The organism is Mycolicibacterium sp. 624, assembly GCF_040548615.1.
Classification (GTDB): Bacteria; Actinomycetota; Actinomycetes; order Mycobacteriales; family Mycobacteriaceae; genus Mycobacterium.
The window spans coordinates 49835-66863 of record NZ_JBEPRZ010000007.1 but is presented as its reverse complement, the minus strand read 5'-3'; the positions used below and the strand labels follow the sequence as shown (position 1 = coordinate 66863).

General features: G+C 63.7%; 17 protein-coding genes. 4 read left to right on the top strand and 13 right to left on the bottom strand.

Going from position 1 to position 17029, the window contains the following annotated elements:
- Positions 1–238: 238 nt before the first annotated feature.
- Positions 239–1405, top strand: a complete 1167-nt coding sequence (locus tag ABIA65_RS25150; protein ID WP_241400632.1) for a thiolase family protein — start codon at positions 239–241, stop codon at positions 1403–1405.
- Between the two features lie 100 nt (positions 1406–1505).
- Entirely contained in the window at positions 1506–1697 is a 192-nt protein-coding gene (locus ABIA65_RS25145; protein WP_241400633.1) for a ferredoxin, read from the top strand.
- A gap of 23 nt (positions 1698–1720) precedes the next feature.
- On the opposite strand, the gene ABIA65_RS25140 is transcribed toward ABIA65_RS25145, so the two are convergent.
- Positions 1721–2341: a TetR/AcrR family transcriptional regulator gene (locus ABIA65_RS25140; RefSeq protein ID WP_241400634.1), complete on the bottom strand. Its 621-nt coding sequence runs from the start codon at positions 2339–2341 to the stop codon at positions 1721–1723.
- Positions 2342–2605: 264 nt separating this feature from the next.
- Here ABIA65_RS25140 and ABIA65_RS25135 point away from each other — a divergent pair, with 264 nt between their 5' ends.
- Positions 2606–3529, top strand: a complete 924-nt coding sequence (locus ABIA65_RS25135) for a helix-turn-helix transcriptional regulator (protein WP_241400635.1) — start codon at positions 2606–2608, stop codon at positions 3527–3529.
- A gap of 10 nt (positions 3530–3539) precedes the next feature.
- Here the strand turns inward: ABIA65_RS25135 and ABIA65_RS25130 are convergent, their stop codons facing one another.
- Positions 3540–3950, bottom strand: a complete 411-nt coding sequence (locus tag ABIA65_RS25130; RefSeq protein ID WP_241400636.1) for a Zn-ribbon domain-containing OB-fold protein — start codon at positions 3948–3950, stop codon at positions 3540–3542.
- Positions 3947–4915: a thiolase C-terminal domain-containing protein gene (locus ABIA65_RS25125; protein ID WP_241400637.1), complete on the bottom strand. Its 969-nt coding sequence runs from the start codon at positions 4913–4915 to the stop codon at positions 3947–3949. The genes ABIA65_RS25130 and ABIA65_RS25125 overlap by 4 nt, the downstream gene beginning before the upstream one ends.
- A gap of 382 nt (positions 4916–5297) precedes the next feature.
- Between ABIA65_RS25125 and ABIA65_RS25120 the strand changes: the two genes are divergently transcribed.
- Complete coding sequence (locus ABIA65_RS25120; protein WP_354525253.1) at positions 5298–6521, top strand: CaiB/BaiF CoA transferase family protein; 1224 nt, start codon at positions 5298–5300, stop codon at positions 6519–6521.
- Between the two features lie 115 nt (positions 6522–6636).
- On the opposite strand, the gene ABIA65_RS25115 is transcribed toward ABIA65_RS25120, so the two are convergent.
- From ABIA65_RS25115 to ABIA65_RS25070, 10 genes are all read right to left on the bottom strand, one after another.
- Positions 6637–7419: an enoyl-CoA hydratase/isomerase family protein gene (locus tag ABIA65_RS25115; RefSeq protein WP_241400639.1), complete on the bottom strand. Its 783-nt coding sequence runs from the start codon at positions 7417–7419 to the stop codon at positions 6637–6639.
- 17 nt (positions 7420–7436) lie between these two features.
- The gene (locus ABIA65_RS25110) at positions 7437–8564 is read right to left on the bottom strand and encodes an acyl-CoA dehydrogenase family protein (RefSeq protein ID WP_354525252.1); all 1128 of its coding nucleotides are present in this window, start codon (positions 8562–8564) and stop codon (positions 7437–7439) included.
- Positions 8561–9742, bottom strand: a complete 1182-nt coding sequence (locus tag ABIA65_RS25105; protein WP_354525251.1) for an acyl-CoA dehydrogenase family protein — start codon at positions 9740–9742, stop codon at positions 8561–8563. The genes ABIA65_RS25110 and ABIA65_RS25105 overlap by 4 nt, the downstream gene beginning before the upstream one ends.
- A complete protein-coding gene (locus ABIA65_RS25100) occupies positions 9739–10647 on the bottom strand; it encodes an SDR family NAD(P)-dependent oxidoreductase (RefSeq protein WP_354525250.1) in 909 nt (302 codons plus the stop codon). The genes ABIA65_RS25105 and ABIA65_RS25100 overlap by 4 nt, the downstream gene beginning before the upstream one ends.
- Positions 10648–10664: 17 nt before the next feature.
- On the bottom strand, positions 10665–11792 hold the full coding sequence (locus ABIA65_RS25095; RefSeq protein WP_354525249.1) for an acetyl-CoA hydrolase/transferase C-terminal domain-containing protein: 1128 nt from the start codon (positions 11790–11792) through the stop codon (positions 10665–10667).
- Positions 11793–11839: 47 nt separating this feature from the next.
- On the bottom strand, positions 11840–12982 hold the full coding sequence (locus ABIA65_RS25090; RefSeq protein ID WP_354525248.1) for an acyl-CoA dehydrogenase family protein: 1143 nt from the start codon (positions 12980–12982) through the stop codon (positions 11840–11842).
- Positions 12979–13977 (bottom strand): acyl-CoA dehydrogenase family protein, encoded by a 999-nt coding sequence (locus tag ABIA65_RS25085; RefSeq protein ID WP_354525247.1) that lies wholly within the window; start codon positions 13975–13977, stop codon positions 12979–12981. Before ABIA65_RS25085 ends, ABIA65_RS25090 begins: the two co-directional genes overlap by 4 nt.
- A gap of 299 nt (positions 13978–14276) precedes the next feature.
- A complete protein-coding gene (locus ABIA65_RS25080; protein ID WP_354525246.1) occupies positions 14277–15047 on the bottom strand; it encodes an IclR family transcriptional regulator in 771 nt (256 codons plus the stop codon).
- Between the two features lie 5 nt (positions 15048–15052).
- Entirely contained in the window at positions 15053–15334 is a 282-nt protein-coding gene (locus ABIA65_RS25075; protein ID WP_241400647.1) for a helix-turn-helix domain-containing protein, read from the bottom strand.
- Between the two features lie 200 nt (positions 15335–15534).
- Positions 15535–17028, bottom strand: coding sequence for an MCE family protein (locus ABIA65_RS25070; RefSeq protein ID WP_354525245.1), 1494 nt, complete (start codon positions 17026–17028; stop codon positions 15535–15537).
- Between the last annotated feature and the right edge of the window lies 1 nt (position 17029).

Sequence of the window (17029 nt, the reverse complement as noted above, 5' to 3'; positions counted from 1 at the left end):
TGCGGACCAGATTGCGACCATGCCATCAGTGGCACTGCCACGCTGAGGTCTCGACAGCCTGCGGCCTAGCAGTCTCGGCACCACACTGTCCGATGGCTCCCCACGTAGCATCATTTGACGAACCCGTGGCGCGCGTTCAGATATTCAGCGCTACAACATCATTGACTACGGCATCGCCGGCCGTCGGATGCCGGCGGCGTTTTGTGCGCGATGAGCCGTATCCGAGCCTGGAGGGCACATGCACGAGGCCGTTATCGTCGAGGCAGTACGAACACCGATCGGCAGACGAAACGGATCGCTGGCCGATGTTCACCCGGCAGACTTGTCGGCACATGTGCTGCGTGCGCTACAGCACCGCACCGGCATCGACCCGGCCGTGATCGACGATGTGATCTGGGGTTGTGTCAACCAGGTCGGTGACCAGGCAGCTCAGATCGGCCGCTATGCGGTGCTGGCGGCAGGGTGGCCGGAGAGCGTCGCGGCGGTAACGGTCAACCGGGCTTGTGGATCCAGTCAGTCGACTTTCGATTTCGCTGCCGGACTTGTGCGTTCAGGGCATTACGACGTCGTGGTCGCCGGCGGCGTGGAGTCGATGAGCCGGGTTCCGCTCGGTTCCGGCCGGGAGCTCGGCCGGCCGTTCGGACCACTGGTCAGGGATCGCTATCGGTCGGAACTGGAAGCGGGTGACTTCCCCGGTCACGACTTCAACCAGGGTGTGGGCGCCGAGTTGATCGCGCAGCGGTGGGCACTCAGCCGGCGCCGCCTCGACGAGTTCTCCGCGCGATCTCACGCTTTGGCCGCGAGGGCAATCGACTCGGGAGCCCTGGACCGACAGTTGGCGCCTCTGCCCGAGAAGCCAGAATTCCTGTCCGACGAGGGATTGCGCCGGAACACCACCGCAGATACCTTGGCCGCACTGAAACCGTCGTTCCAAGATGACGGAGTCATCCACGCAGGTAATGCTTCCCAGATCTCCGACGGCGCATCGGCGACTCTCATATGTACCGAGGAGAAAGCCCGAGAGCTCGGGCTCACCCCCATTGCGCGCTACCATGCCGGTGTCGTGGCAGGTTCGGATCCCGTGCAGATGCTCACCGGACCGATCCCCGCTACCGAAAAGCTCTTACGCAAGACGGGATTGACGATCCCTGACATTGGTGTCTTCGAAGTGAACGAGGCATTCGCCTGCGTGCCGCTGGCCTGGCAAGACCATTTCGACGTACCCGATGACGTGCTGAACCCCCTCGGTGGTGCGATTGCGGTGGGCCATCCACTCGGGGCTTCCGGCACAATTCTGATGACCAGAATGCTTCACCACATGCGGGACAAAGGCATTCGATACGGACTTCAGACCATGTGTGAGGGCGGCGGCACCGCCAATGCCACCGTGGTCGAACTGTTGTGAGGGTCGCCGGTTCGGCACGTCCTGCGGCTGTGTGGTGGTAGCGATACCCTCATCGGCGCAGGTCTCGCTGAGCGAGCGCGCATTCGGCACGATGACACATATGAAGATCTCGGTGAACTATGACCTGTGTGAATCAAACGCGCTGTGCTGCTTCGCCGCACCGGATGTCTTCGAGGTGCGCGAAGACGAGCTTCTCTACGTCATCGATGAGAATCCATCGGAGGCAAAGCGCACGGAGGTATACGAAGCCGTCAATGCGTGCCCGAAGCGGGCCATCACCATCGACGACTGATCGTCGATGGTGATCGCCGAAGGTCAGGTATAGGCCCTGATGAAGGCGTCGACACCGTCGACGAGAATCGAATCCAGGACATCATCGGCCGACACGGTCGAGTCATCGATGGTGTCCTGCGCCAGCAAGATCGTCAGCGCAATGAAGTGTTCCGCGGCCCGGGACGGGTTTGCTGTGCGGACCGTGCCCTCTTCGACAAACTGCACCATCCGCTCGATGAACAGTTCCATCGGTTTACTCCGCGTTGACTTCGGAGTCTGGGCGCTGCCGGTAGCCGAATTCATCAGGTGGCGGTACTTGATGTAGTCGGTGGACGGCAGCGCCTCGGCAGCGACCCGACGCACGAACGCCAACAGACCAGTGCGCGGTTCACAACCCGGCGGCAGCTCGTCGGCGAGGGCGGCTGCGACGGTCACCAGCACCCCTTCCGCCAGCCGCTCCACCACCGTGGTGTGGATGTTCTCCTTATCGCCGAAGTGGTCGTACACAGTCCGCTTGGATACGTCGGCGCGCGCCGCAATCGCATCAACGCTGGTCATGCCGAATCCCGCGGCCAGAAACAGCTCCTGGGCGGCGTTCAGAATCGCGAGACGCTTCTTCTCTGAGCGCCCGCGTCGGCTCGGTGCGGGAGTCGGGGTGGACATAACCTGCATCATCTCCAAAGTGTGACGAATATCAAACTAAACTAGTCGGTGTAGTGTAGTCTTCCTGATGTGAACAATGGTGTTCCAGTTCGAGCCCCCAAGCGGATGGACGCGACAGAACGTTCGAAGCCCCCTGCTCATCCCCTGCCGACGGCCGATCTTGGAAGCCGACGACACCGCTCCGACACGGCCACCAGTTCGCGAACCGTATCACCGCCCATTTCCCCCAAGGCGGATCCAGCGCTGCGACGAGGAGTTTGCTCCATGGACGACTACACCCTGACCCTGCCCGGACACGCACCGGCCTTGTGTACCGATCCCGGATCATTCGAATCCTCCGCAGTAAGTGGCCGCAAGCGGACCGCCGAAGATCAGGCCCGCCGCAACGCGCTTGCAGCGTTCCTGCGTGTACGTCGAGAGTCGTTGCAGCCCGAGGACATCGGGATCCCGCGTCGGGGCCGCCGGCGAGTCAAAGGTTTGCGTCGTCACGAGGTGGCCGACACCGCCGCGGTAAGCGTCACCTGGTACACCTGGCTGGAGCAGGGGCGCGACATCCACACCACGCCGCAGGTGATCGAAGCCCTCGCCCGCGCTTTGCAACTCGACGACAGTGGGCACAGTTATCTACGGCGTCTGGCCGGAGTGACGCCACGCAACACCTACACCGATCAGCGGCGCATCGGTGCAAGCATGGTGGCGCTCGTCGACAATCTGTTGCCAAATGCCGCGCACCTCATGCTGCCCGCCTCCGACCTGGTGACGTGGAACCGCTCCTATGCGCAGCTGTTTGTCGACCCCGCCACATTGTCTCCGGAGAACCGCAATGGGTTGTGGATCCAGGTGATGTGCCCGGAGCTGCGGGACTGCCTCGTCGACTGGGAACTGGAGACCCGGCGTGCCGTCGGCCGCTTCCGCGCCGAGGCGGCGAAATACCCCGGCGATCCCCATTTCGCCAGAGTCGTCGACACGCTCGCCGCCGAAAGCAGTTTCTTTCAAGACATCTGGGATCGTCACGAAGTCCAAGGCGTAGCCGATCATGTGGAGACCATCGACCATCCCCTGGTCGGCCAGGTCCGTGCCCGACTCATGCAGTTGCGACCGCTAGAGCATCCCAACATGCTGTTGATGGTCCACATGCTCGCCGACGACGAGTCGCGGGATCGCATGGCGAGCCTGCTGGCCGGCTGATAACGGCAACTCACTGCCGACGCCATCGTAGGACTGCCACCCGCCACCCCTGGGTGTCGATCTCGACGTCGTCGAATCCCACATCGACCGACTGACCGATGCGCAGATCGTGACCATCGGTCGGCCCGTCGATGTATCCAGGCATTAACAGGTCGTCCTGTTCTTCCAGCCGCACGAGAACCACGACCGATGTCCCCGGGTCGGCTCCAGTTGTCCGATGACCGACCGTCCACGAAGCGATGGTGCCGCGCCCACTTGCCGGAACCCAATTCCACTGCAACGAACCACATCGGCCACATATGGCTCGCGCCGGCCAGCGCAGTCGCCCGCAGTCCGCACAGTCCTGTATCAGCAGCTCCTCGCGTTCCATCGCGTCCCACCATGCTTGGGAGTCCTCGTCGGCCAGAGGATGATTTGTCATGATGTCTGATCCTCACGCTTGAGAATGACAGCGCCGGTGATACCGCTGTTGATCCCCGGTTGGGCGGTCGACAAGGCCACTTCGGCGCCCTCGACTTGGCGTTCGCCACACTCGTGCCGGAGCTGTCGCACCGCCTCGACCACGTGGTTGAGGCCGTGCACGTACGCCTCCGACAAATGACCGCCATGAGTGTTGACCGGCAGTCGGCCTCCGATACGCGTTTCACCGGCCGCGATCATCGCCGCCGCCCCGCCCGGCTCACAGAATCCGTATGCCTCCAGCTGTAGCGGTACCAGCGAAGTAAAAGCATCGTAGAACTCGGCCACATCGATATCGGCGGGGCCGACTCCGGCTGCCTCGTAGAGTCGCGGAGCCATCTGCGCCGCGCCCGTGACGGTCAGGTCTGAGCGATGATTGGAGGCCAACTGACTACCGCCGCCCGAAGCGGTGGCACAGACCCGCACCGGCGTGCGACGGGTGTTGCGACCGTCCACGGCAGAAGTGACGACCAAAGCGACGGCGGCATCGGATTCGATACAGCAGTCGAACAATCGCAGTGGCTCGTAGATCCACCGGGAAGCCAGATAGTCGTCCATCGTCATCGGCTGTCGCATCATCGCTCTGGGATTGTGGATCGCATTGTCGCGCTGAATGATCGCCACCCTGCCGAGGTCTTCCTCGCCGATTCCGTACTTGTGCATATAGGCGCGGGTGAACATCGCGAACTGGGCAGGCGCGGAGATATGCCGGTAAGGAAGGAAGTATTGCGCGTCCGAGGAAAGCCCCTTCATGGCTGCTGCCCCTGACATGCGCGGACCCGAACGTGCGTTCAAGGCTCGCCACACGACAACACAGCGCGCCTGCCCGGTTGCCACCGCCGTGACCGCCGCCGCCAGCGGAGCGATGCAGGAACTTCCCCCGCCGAACACATCTCGGATGAACTTCACGTCGGCAACGCCCAGCACCTGGGCGACCAGCGCCGGATCGGCAGAGTCGGCAATTCGGTGACAAGCGACTCCGTCTACGTCGCGCACCGTCAGTCCGGCATCGGCCAGCGCCGCGCTGATGGCTTGGACCGCAAGTGTCAGCGTTGATACGCCCGATCGTTTGGAGTAATCGGTGCACCCGACACCGACGATCGTCGCGGCGTCCCGCAGCGGGTTGTCCACGTGGTGAATCTATCGGACACAGTGGCCCCTGGAGCTGGTACACCATGCACTATTACCAACCCCCATACGCTGCAGGTGATGCCGTCACATGCCTACCCAACCATGGTGGCATCGCAACTATTTTCGTCGCCAGCGAGCACAGTTAGCCTGCTGTTTGGGGCGAAGCCCGCTCTCGAATGTGGCCGACCCGAAGCATACTCACAGCGAAAGAGACATCATGACGACGCAGAACGTCCGACCCGAAGCACGTGGTCCATTGTTGGGACTCAAGGTGCTTGATGTGGGCCAGCTGGTGGCCGGCCCGATGATCGGTACGTATCTCGCCGACTGGGGTGCCGACGTCATCAAAATCGAACAACCGCGCATAGGTGACCCGATCCGCAAGCTCGGGTCACACTCCGGCGCGCCGCTGTGGTGGAAGATCAACGGCCGGGGTAAGCGTTCGATCGCACTGGATCTGCACGAAGAGTCCGATCGTGCCGTTCTCATGAAGCTGGTGAAATCGGCCGATATCTTCATCGAGAACTTCACACCCGGAACAATGGAGCGGTGGGGTTTGGACTACCCGGTGCTGCGATCTGTCAACCCGGCGCTGATCATGCTGCGTGTCAGCGGCTTCGGACAATCTGGACCCAACAAGTCGAATCGGGCTTTCGGTCGCATCGCGCAGTCGTTCAGCGGATTCTCCTCCGTTAACGGATTTGCGGACCGTCCGCCCATCCACCCCGGCATTCCGGTAGGTGACTACTTCGGCGCACTCACCGGCGCTGCGGCTGTACTCGCGGCATGTTTCGAGCGCCAGAAATCCGGCGAAGGACAGGAAATCGACCTGGCGCTCTACGAAGCGTGCTTCCGGCTGATGGAACTGATGACCGCAACGTTCGACCAAGAGGGCCGGGTGATAGGTCGTGAGGGCACCTCGAACACCTATGTGGCGCCGGTCGGTACGTGGAAAACAGCTGATGGAAAATGGTTTTCGTTGACAGCCAGCACCCAGCCGGTTGCCGAGCGACTTCTCCAGACCGTGGGCGGCGCTGACCTTGCAGCCGACGAGCGGTTCGCAACGAACGCGTTGCGCGTAGCCAACCGGATCGAACTCGACGAGATCCTCGCCGGCTGGGTGAACTCGCACAGCACGGCCGAGTTGACCAAGATCTGCGATGACGGAGACGTGGCCTATTGCATCGAATACGACGCGGCCGACATCTTCAGCGATCCTCACTACCGGGCCAGGGGCAGCATCGAAACCGTCGAGGATCCGTTGTTCGGCCCGATGCGGATGCCGGCAGTGGTCCCCCGGTTCGGGCGTACGCCCGGATCCATTCGTTGGACCGGTGAGGAACTCGACGCCAGCCGTGACGATGTGCTCAACGATCCGTCCTGGACGGGCGAGGCCCACTGACTGCTCCCGGACGAGATCGATCCGCGGTTTCGCTGCTGCCGGTTCACGGCGAGTGAACGATCCTCGTATCGATTTCGTCCGGGACCTTGTCGGGGTCGGTTCTCGCCCAGTCTGGCTAACGACCGACGTATTTGCCGTCACGCCGTTCGGTCATCGCCGAGAGTGCCTCGCCGACATCGTCTGTCGTCGCCAGCACCGCGACGTGTGACGACACCAGGTCGAGGGCCGGCCGTAGCTCCAGACTTGCCGATTGCCTTGTGACACGCCGAATCATCCGGACACTGGCCGGCGGGTTGGCGGCGATGGAACGCGCGAGTGTCAACACTGTCTCCGCCAGCTCGTGCGGCGCCACCACCTGGTTGACCAGACCGATTCGCAATGCTTCAGCGGCGTCCACCGGTTCACCGGTGAGCAGTAACTCAAGCGCCTTCGCGAGACCGACAAGCCGGGGCAGAAAGTACGCGCCCCCGCCGCCGGGCGCCAACCCGAGTTTGACGTAGCCCTCGGAGACCCGTGCGGTACTGGACATCACCCGCATGTCACACATCAGCGCCATGTCCAGGCCCGCGCCCACCGCGACCCCGTTGATGGCGGCGATGATCGGTTTGTCGAGATCCTCGACCGCCAGAGCTATGCGCTGAATACCCGCGTGTAGGTCCGTCTTTCGCTCAAGTGGCGTGTGGCCTTCGGTGAGCCAGGACAGGTCGATGCCGGCGCAAAATGCCCGGTCACCAGCACCGGTCAGTATCACCACGCGCACGCCGTCGTCGGTGCGGCATGACCGCAGGATCTCTTCCCAATCGCGGATCATGCTCATGGTGAACGCATTCCGCGACTCGGGACGGTTGATGACAAGAGTGCCGATACCATCGGCAACCGTCCAGTCGAGTTGACCCATTCGATTCGTCTCCCCTGCTATGTTTGTGGCGCCGAGGCCTGTTGTGATCCTGTGACACAATCCCAGAAGTCGGGTTCACTCAGGATGGTTCGCCCGAGGCGTCGGGCATGCGTTGCGGTGCTGCCGAACTCGTCAATCCAGCTTCTCGCGCGCAATGTCGACAACCAGAGCGCGTGCTCGATGCTGGTGCCGATCGCGCCGTGCAGCTGGTGGGCGGCGGCGGTCACCGAGCCGACCACCGGCCCCAGGACTGTCTTCGCCACGGACACCGCATACTCGGTTCGGCGGTCGGCGAATCCGAAGTCAGCGGCGGCGGCCACGGCCAGAGTCACTGCGGCACGGGCACGTTCGATATCACCAGCCATGATCGCCAAGGTGTGTTGCACACTCTGCTGGCGGCTCAACGGACGGCCGAACTGTACCCGTTCCCGACAGTGCAGCACCGAGGACGCTGCCGCGGCATCGAGCGCGCCGATTAGCTGGACACAACGGGCCCATGCCCCTCGGCACTCGTACTCATCGGCGACCGCCGGGTCGACGGGCTGCAGAGTTCGCGCGTCGATCGCGAAGGACACCTCATCGCGAGGTTCGCCGGCCAGATTCATACCGTCTGTGACCACCGAGTCCGTGGCGCCGAGCAGTGCGACGTGCTGGGTCGGAGCCGGCGAACCGGCGCTTCTGATCTCGACCAACACCACCCGGGCAACGGCCGTTCGCGCCCACGGCATCGCACCGGCCGCCCCGGTGACGAGACCACCCAGAACCGTACCCGCCCCACGACCGGAGGTCAGCGGTCCGGAAGACGGTGCATCGATCCCGGCACGGTGCGCCAGCCAGGCGCCCAGCAGGTCCGTCTCGGCCACCGGAACGGCGGCGCTGTACCGAGCCAGCTCATAGAGCACCACCGCCAGGTCGGCGGGACCCGCCTCGTTCTCGGGGACGCTGGTCAGCCGGTCGAGTCCACTGCCGGTCAGGGCATCCCACAATTGACCGTCGAAGGTCTCCGGCCGTCGCCGACGGCCCAGCCGGGCGTCGAAGGCGCGCCGGCCAAGGTCACCCACGAGATCCCGGACAGCCTCGAATTCGCTCACCCCGGCGGCCGAACCGAACACACCGTTGGCCAGTACAGAGTCGATGGCCGTCATCGCAGTCCCATTCCCCGCGCCACAACTCCGCGCAGTACTTCGTTGGTGCCACCGCGTAGCGTGAACAGTGGCCGATGTAGCCATGCGGCATTCAACATCGATTGGATGGCGGGATCGGGATCGGCCGACGTCCTGTCCAACAGATCAGCCACGATATCGACGGATTCCTGTTCGAAACGTGTGCCGAGGTCCTTGACCAACGCCGCCTGGTTGGCGGCGGCTTGTCCGGCGACCAAAGCCCTGGCCACTGCCACCGAGAGTTGACGCAGGGAGGTGAGCCGAGCGGCCAGGTGACCGATATCGGCCGCCACCGAATCGTCTATGTCATTGGTGCGGGCCATTCGGGCCACCACTGCGGCGATCAGCGGCAGCGTGGTCAGTATTCGTTCGGGTCCGCTTCGTTCGAACGACAGTTCCGATGTGACCTGATGCCAGCCATCCCCGATCTCTCCCAACACATCAGCGTCTGGAACCTCAACCTCGTCGAACAACACCTCGTTGAAGTGATGTTCACCCGACATCAGTTCGATGGGATCGATCGTTACGCCCCGTGCATCACACGGAACCAGGAACTGGCTCAGTCCGGCGTGGCGGTGCTCCGGGTCAGGTGCACTGGTACGGGCGAGCACCACGACCTGATGGGCATGGTGGGCTCCGCTGGTCCAGACTTTGGAGCCGGACAGCACCCAACCGCCCGATGTTCTGGTGGCACGAGTCGATACCGCGGCGAGATCCGAACCAGCACCGTGCTCGCTCATGCCGATCGCGGAGTAGAAACGTCCCTGGGCGATGCGCGGCAGGATGCGACGGCGCTGTTCCTCGGATCCGTACACGAGTAACGCCGGCGCGACCTGACGGTCGGCAATCCAGTGCGCAGCAACCGGCGCACCATGTGCAAGCAGTTCCTCGGTCACGACGTAGCGGTGCAGATGACCGAGACCGGCCCCGCCATACTCTCGCGGTGTCGTGATGCCCAGGAAGCCGGCGGCCCCCAGGCGGATACTGAACTCCTCATCCCAACACGACAGCCACGAATCGACCTGCGGAGCCCAACCATGCGCATCCCGGTCGGCGCGTAGGAACTCGCGGATCGACGTCCGCAGCGCTGCGAGTTCGGGGTCGTTCGCACACAGATCGCTGAAATGTCCGCCCGCGGAGAGCATGGCATTCGTGCTCATGCGCGCACCGGCAACGGACCGGCCAATCCACGCGGCGCGGTCCCCCACAGCCACCGGACTGCCTGCTGTAGCTCATCGAACTCCAGACGTTCACCGTTACGTGCCACATAGTGTTGCGGCGCTTCGGCGTAGCCCGCGATGCGAATGAGCCGTCGACCGTCGATGCGCAGGATCTGTCCGGTGAGCCAGGATGCTTGCGGCGACTGCAGCCAGGCGACAACAGCCGAGATACAGGCCGGGTCGAGTTCCGGATCCGATGCCCGATCTTCACCGAAGAACCCTGCGCTCATTCGTGTCACGGCGAGAGGGGAGATCGCGTTGACGGTGACACCGTATCGCTGCATCTCCAGCGCGGTGACCGAGGTGAGCGCCGCAATACCTGCTTTGGCCGCACTGTAGGCGGCTTGACCGACATTGCCCCACAGTCCGGCGCCCGACACGGTGTTGACGATGTGAGCGTCCACCGCGCGACCGCTCTTGGCCATGGATCGCCAGTAGTCGCAGGCGTGCTTGGTGACCGCGAACGTACCTTTGAGATGCACATCGACCACCGAGTCCCAGGCCTGTTCGGTTGCACTGGTGATCAATTCGTCACGCAGAATGCCGGCGTTGTTCACCACGCCGGTGAGCGTGCCGAACACGGACACCGCGCGAGCGACCATATCGCGGGCGTCGTCCCAGACTGTGACCGAGCCGGTATGGGCGATCGCGGTTCCGCCGGCGCTGGTGATCTCAGCGACGACGGACTCCGCCGGCCCACCACCTCCACCGCTACCGTCGCGGTCCACCCCGGGATCGTTGACGACCACCGCTGCGCCGCGCGCCGCCAACTCCAGGCAGTGGGCGCGACCGATACCGCGTCCACCTCCGGTGACCAACACGACATGACCGTCGAGTGTTGACATAGCCGATCCCTTCTCGATCAGACGCCGAACAGTTCGGCAATCCGGCGGCGCCGCAGCGGCCAGTCGGCATCACGGAGGTCCGCGTAGCCGTTTTCGGTGACAATGAGGTCCACGTCACTCGCAGGTGTGGATGCGGGTCGGCTGAGTTGGTCCACCAACGGGCTGTGCCCGTTGACAACCGACGGTGTGGCGATGATCGACAGTCCGCGCGGGTGCATCCGGCCCGCGGCGCAGAAGTCCGGGTGTCCTCCGATGCCGCCGATGAGCTTGTCACCGCGCCCCTCGGCATTGATCTGTCCCACCGGGTCGATCTCCACAGCGGTATTGACGGCCATGAACGGGAGACCCCGCGACAGTCTGGTCAGATCATGGGTGTACTCCACCCCGTGCAGGATCGGCTGTCCGTCGGCCCAGTCGTAGAACTCGTCGGTCCCGGTCAGATAGGTGGCCGACGGTGTGCCACACAATAATCCGCGACGCTCCAGGTCGATGACCGCATCGGTGAGCAGGCCGGTGTCGACGATCAGTGGCACCTGCGCACGACGCAACAGGGCGGTGCCCAACGGGCCCGGTCCGTACTGGATCCGGGTACCGGCCGGGATGAACCGCAGGACCGAGTCTGCCAGCGCTTCGTGCAGCGGATCGGGTTCCCGGTGGTGTTGCGCAGGACCGCAGGCGCTACGCCCGATGATCACCACCTGATCGGGGCTCAGCGGGGGCTCCGCAGAAGCCTTCGGGGTGGCCTCGTCGACGACAGCCAGTACGGGTACGCCAGCCTCGATCAGTGCGCGCTGATAGGACACCTCACTACCGAAATGCAGTTCCCCTGCGTGTTCGACCACCCTGGTGATCAGCAGCTCCGGCTTGAGCCGTCCCGTGAGCAGGGCCGGCCAGGCCGAGAACCGGCCGGGCACAAAATGTGTCGCCTGGCTCTGCATCAGCCGACGTGCGCCGCCACCGGGCATCAACACGGTCACACGCGCAAAGGACTGCGCGTCCAGGCCGTCGGCGGGTTCGGGCAGCCACCCGACGACCAGCTTGACGTCCCCGACCTCGGATGCCGCGTTACTCAGCGCCTCGCACACCGATGTGCCGTCCACGAGCCGCCCGAGCACGCCCACCCCGTCGCCGAGGGCAACTGTCATCCCAGGTCGCAGATGTGCCCGGAAAGCCTCTAACGGCGACGGGCCGGTCAATGGGGTTCCTTGGGTAACCCCAGAACCCGCTCGGCGAGGATGTTGCGTTGGATCTCGCTGGTGCCACCGAGAATTGTCTGGGCCCGCCCGACCAGCATGTGCCGGACCAGGTCATCGAGTTCGGGATCCACACAGACGTCGGTGCCGAGGACGTCGGTCGCCAGGTCGGACAGATCTCGGTCAGTCTCGGAGGCAACAATTTTCAGGACGGAGAACTCCGGCGATGTCACATCCCCGCCTGTGACGGCGCGCTGCCAGGTGTACCGCAGCAACCACATCCGAGCCCACAGCCTCGTCATCGAGCGGCCCAGAACCTGGTCCAGGACCCCGCGGTCACGGGCGGCGGCGATCAGCTCCTCATGGCGGCGGAACATCGCCACCGCGTGGGTGCCGAGGGTCAGTCGCTCCCGGCCCAACATCGCCAGCGCCAGTTCCCACCCCTGCCCGGGACGGCCCACCAGTGACTGCTCCGGAAGCTCGACGGAATCGAGAAACACCTCGTTGAACTTCGATTCCCCGTCGATCTGTCGCAGCGGGCGCACCGTGATCCCGGGCGACCGCATCGGGACGATGAACATCGACAATCCGCGATGCTTGTTGTTCTCTGTGCGGGCCAACAGAATTCCGAAGTCTGCGGCGGCCGCCCCGGAGCTCCAAACCTTCTGACCGTCGATACGCCAGCCGGTGTCGGTGCGACGGGCACGGGTACGCAACGATGCCAGGTCGGAGCCCGCCTCGGGTTCGGAGAACAATTGGCACCATATGTGCTGCCCGGTGCGGATGGGTTCGAGGTAGTTTGCCTTCTGCTCGTCGGAGCCGAATCGAATCAACACCGGACCGACGAGGTCCGGTCCGAAGATACTGAATTGCCGGGGCACCTCGGCATTCGCACACTCCTCTGCGAACATCGCCTGGAACATGACGGTCGCATCGAGGCCACCGAACTCCGCCGGCCAGTGCAGACATGTATACCCATGTTGGGCAAGGTATGCGTGCCACTGCGTCCCGGGCGCGACATCGGCCTCGGTTGGCGTGGGCCCGTAGTTACGCAACCCCGGGGGCTTGGGTGCCGCCTCCAAGAATGCCCGCAGATCCGCACGATTGATCATCGGCGACGTCGCGTCGAGGTCTGCGGTCATGATGCCGCCGCCACACCGTCGGTGTCCGTATCACGCTGATAGCCACCGACCAGAGCCATGGATTCGGCCACTCGTTCCCAGTGCGTTGTCGGTAACCCGAACAGCACCTCGTCGGTTCGGGCCCGCTTCACGTACAGACCCGCGGCATGCTCCCAGGTGAAACCGATGCCACCGTGGATCTGCAAGTTGCTGTGTGCGGCGTTGCGCAGCGTCTCCGAGCAGACTGCTTTGGCCATGCTGACCAACCAGGGCGCCTCTGGGCTCGCAGCATCGACAGCCGCAACGGCAGCCATGGATGCCGACCGCGCCATCTCCAGTTCCACCAGCATGTCCGCGCAACGATGTTTGATGGCCTGGAAGGAACCGATCGGACGGTCGAACTGCTTGCGCACTCCGGAGTACTCGACCGACATCTCCAATACCCGTTCGGCGGCACCCACCTGTTCGGCGGTGAGCACCGCGATGGTGTGCATCAGACTCTCGTCGATTCGCTCCACAACCGATCCAGTGACTGGAAGATGTTCGGCGACTGCATCTTCCAGATCGACGACCGCCATTGGACGCGTCGCATCCAATACCGGTTGCGCAGTCACGGTGACGCCCTGTTGTTCACGTTCGACCAGATAGAGCTGCGGATGACCGTCAGACGTGGCAACCACGACGATGCGGTCAGCACCCGCTGCCCCCAGAACGTGGCGGACCGATCCGGACAGCCGCCAGCGCCCAGATCTATCGGTGGCCAGTGGGAGGTCGGCACCGTCGAACCGACCGTCTCGGGTGGTCACGGCGAATGCAGCACTCTGGTGACCCTGACCGAGGTGACCGAGCAGCTCGGTGGCATCGTCGACCGTGCTCAGCAGCCTGGTGGTGAGGACTGCCGAGGGCAGGAACGGTACCGGCGCCAATACCCGCCCGAGTTCATGGGCGATCACGGCCTGCGCCGCTACGCCCCACCCGCCGTCATCGGGGTTCTCCGATATACCTACCTCGGCCACTCCGACCTGGCTGCACAGCGCTGCCCAGAGGGGGCGGTCAAACCCCCGGTCACCGGGCGCGGGTGCATCGTAGGCAACAGCGCGCAATCGGTGGTCGGGTAGCAGACGCGCACACGCAGCACGTACCGAAGAACCGAGCGTTGCACACTCTTCAGCGGAAAGCGTAGTCATCTAAGATCTTTCGCGGATTTGCGGGATTCACGAGCAGCCGAAGGACCACCCGCCAGCGTCAGTTATACCGTTTGCCACGGTGCGACAGAAGACGCAACGGGGGTATCGAAGACACCCCCGTACAGCACCTAGGCGACTACTTGGGATCGCGATACGTCGCTGTTCGACAACAGCTTCGAGATTCTTGACGCGGCGGGCAGCAGCTGTTCGGCCAACTCATCCTGCACCCGAGCCGAACGATCCGATGAGTATGACAGGCCCAGCGCTGCTGGCATGTTCACATCGACCAGCGGCACGGCCATACAGGTGACTCCGTAGCTGAACTCCTGATCGCTGATGGACAGCGGGCCGCCGGTGAGCTGACGTTCCAACTGCGAACCGATCTCGATCGTGCGATATGTATAGCTGTGCAGAGGATTTCGGCCCAGGTATTCGTCCCGTTGGCTACAGGTGACCTGTGCCAGAATGCTCTTCCCGATAGCTGTCGCGTGCCCCGGTAGCTCGGCTCCCGGCCAACATTCGACATGCGGTGCAGCGGGGTGCCGGACGCTACTCCAGACTTCTACGCGCCCCCGAATCAGGCCGCCGATAAGTACGTGCGACCGTGTCGTGGTGGCCAATCGGGCAATCGATTGACGCACCAGACGATAGTCACGTGCCCGACCCTCGAGGTCCGCCACATTGACGAACTGTGGACCCAGCACGTAGCGCCCGTCCTCCGACCGTGCCAGATATCCCTCGTGGACCAAGGTCCGTACCAGGCGATACACGGTGGCGATCACAATTCCGGTCGATTCGCTGAGAGATCTCGCCGTCGAAGGGCCGCGTTCTGCGATGGTATCGATGAGCTTCATGCCCCGTTGCAGACTCTGGATCAGCGTGGGTGCGTCCTGGTCCATCAGTCTCACCAGCCTGCATTCACAGCGGCCAACGACCGAGTCACGGCCGGCACGGTGGCGAATCCGGTCCAGTCGAGGCGGCCCCCTAGGACATAGGAACCGTCATCCAGCCGGACGAGGTACCCGTCGTGCACCAGTGTCCGTAACAGGTGGTACGCGGTCGGAAGCGACAATTCGACCCGCCGGGCGACACTCTTCGCATGCAGCGGACCGCTGACCGCCACGAGATTGATGATCTGCAGACCCCGTTGCAGCGATCGGACCAGCGGCTGCTCAACGTCTACCACCGCACCTCCCGAAGCTCAAGGCCGACTGTGGCACTTTTCATACGCAAGAAACTCTAGGCAGAGGCTCCACGGGCGAACAAGGGGGAACTCGTTGCTAGCACTTGCGCTACTACGGAATGACAGGTTGCCGGTGGCCATGTTCTCGCCGGCCAGGCTGTCGATTCGTGTAGCCGAATCACATTCTGTAAAGGTCTATTTCGTTACTCGCTGGCCGCGGTGAGCATCGATTGCCAGGTCTTTTCGTGGCGGTCTGCCGCCAGATTGCCCAGCGCATAGATATTGCCGTCGGGACCGACGTAGGACCCCGTTGCCGGATCATATGTCGCGTATGCAATCGACGGGGAGACCGAATGGTCCTGTTCGGACGTCCCCACCGATGCGGGTGCCGCCTCTGCGGGAGGCGGAGGTGCCGGTGCGGCCGCCCCGATCTGCGGCACGCCCTGACCGGATGTAGTGGCGTTGGGATCGCCCTTCCAGTTGAAACCATCGTTGAGGGGGACGTATACCTCGTCGCTGTTGCACATCTCGGCGGTCGGTGCCCGCTTACCGGGTTTGTTCACACACGGCAGGTTGCGGGCGCCGCGCACGTTGAACGGTGAGTCCTGGGGTACCCGGCAATAGAGGTCACCGGCCGGGCGGTCCGGATAATCCTCGAAGGCTGGTGATCGTTGCTGGCTGGGTGGCAGGAATCCGGTCAGGCAGGGCGGTGGAATGTTCAGATTGAGGTCGAAGGTGACGAAGGGCCCCTTGTACGCGGACATGACGCCCATGCCCGGTACCAGCGAGCTACCCAGAACCGCAATGGCCTGGGGCACCAGTACCAGCACCTGGCGAACACCGGCCTGATAGGTCACTGCCAGCTCAGCGATACCGGCCAGGTTGGCCAGCATGATCGGCAGGGACGGTTGCAACCGGTCGAAGAGTCCGCGGATCTCCTCGGCCGTTACCGCACCTTCCTTGATCACCGACCGCACTGCGGTATCACGCTGGGCGACCTGGCCGCTGATCGCGGCCAGATGCGATGCCCACGACCTGATCTCACCGGCGGTCTCGGTCTGGGTGTCGAGAACAGGAGCCGATTGGTCGATCAGGGTCGTGAGGGCCGACAGGTTCTCTTTGGCATCGGAGGCCAGTTCCGTGGACGCGCGCACCAGTCTCGCGAGATCAGGGCCGAGCCCACCGAAGGCATCGGCACTCTCATCGATGACGGTGCGCAGATTGTCGGCGGGGATTGCGCTCAGACCATCGTTCGTCTTCTCCAGGATGGTGTTGATATCGACGGGCACCCCCGTGCGGTCGGTGGCGATGACATCTCCGTCGCGGAGCGTAGTTGCTCCCGCATCGATCAGCGGGGTGAGTTCGACATACTGCTCACCGATGGCCGAGCGGCTGTGTACCCGGGCAGTCACGTCCGCCGGGACTGCCACATCTGCGTTCAACGAAAGGTCCGCTTCGATACCGGTATCAGTCATCCGGACATCGGTGACCCTTCCGACCCCCAGACCCCGATAGGTGACATTGCCCGACGGGTACAGCCCACCGGTCGTCGGCAGTTGTACGGTCACCCGGTATTGGCCGATGCCGAAAACCCGCGACGGCACCTCCATGAAGCCGACGCTCATCACGAACGCCGCCACGACGGACACCGCGGCGAACAGTGCAAGCTGCATCCTGACACGTCTGTTCAGTCTCATA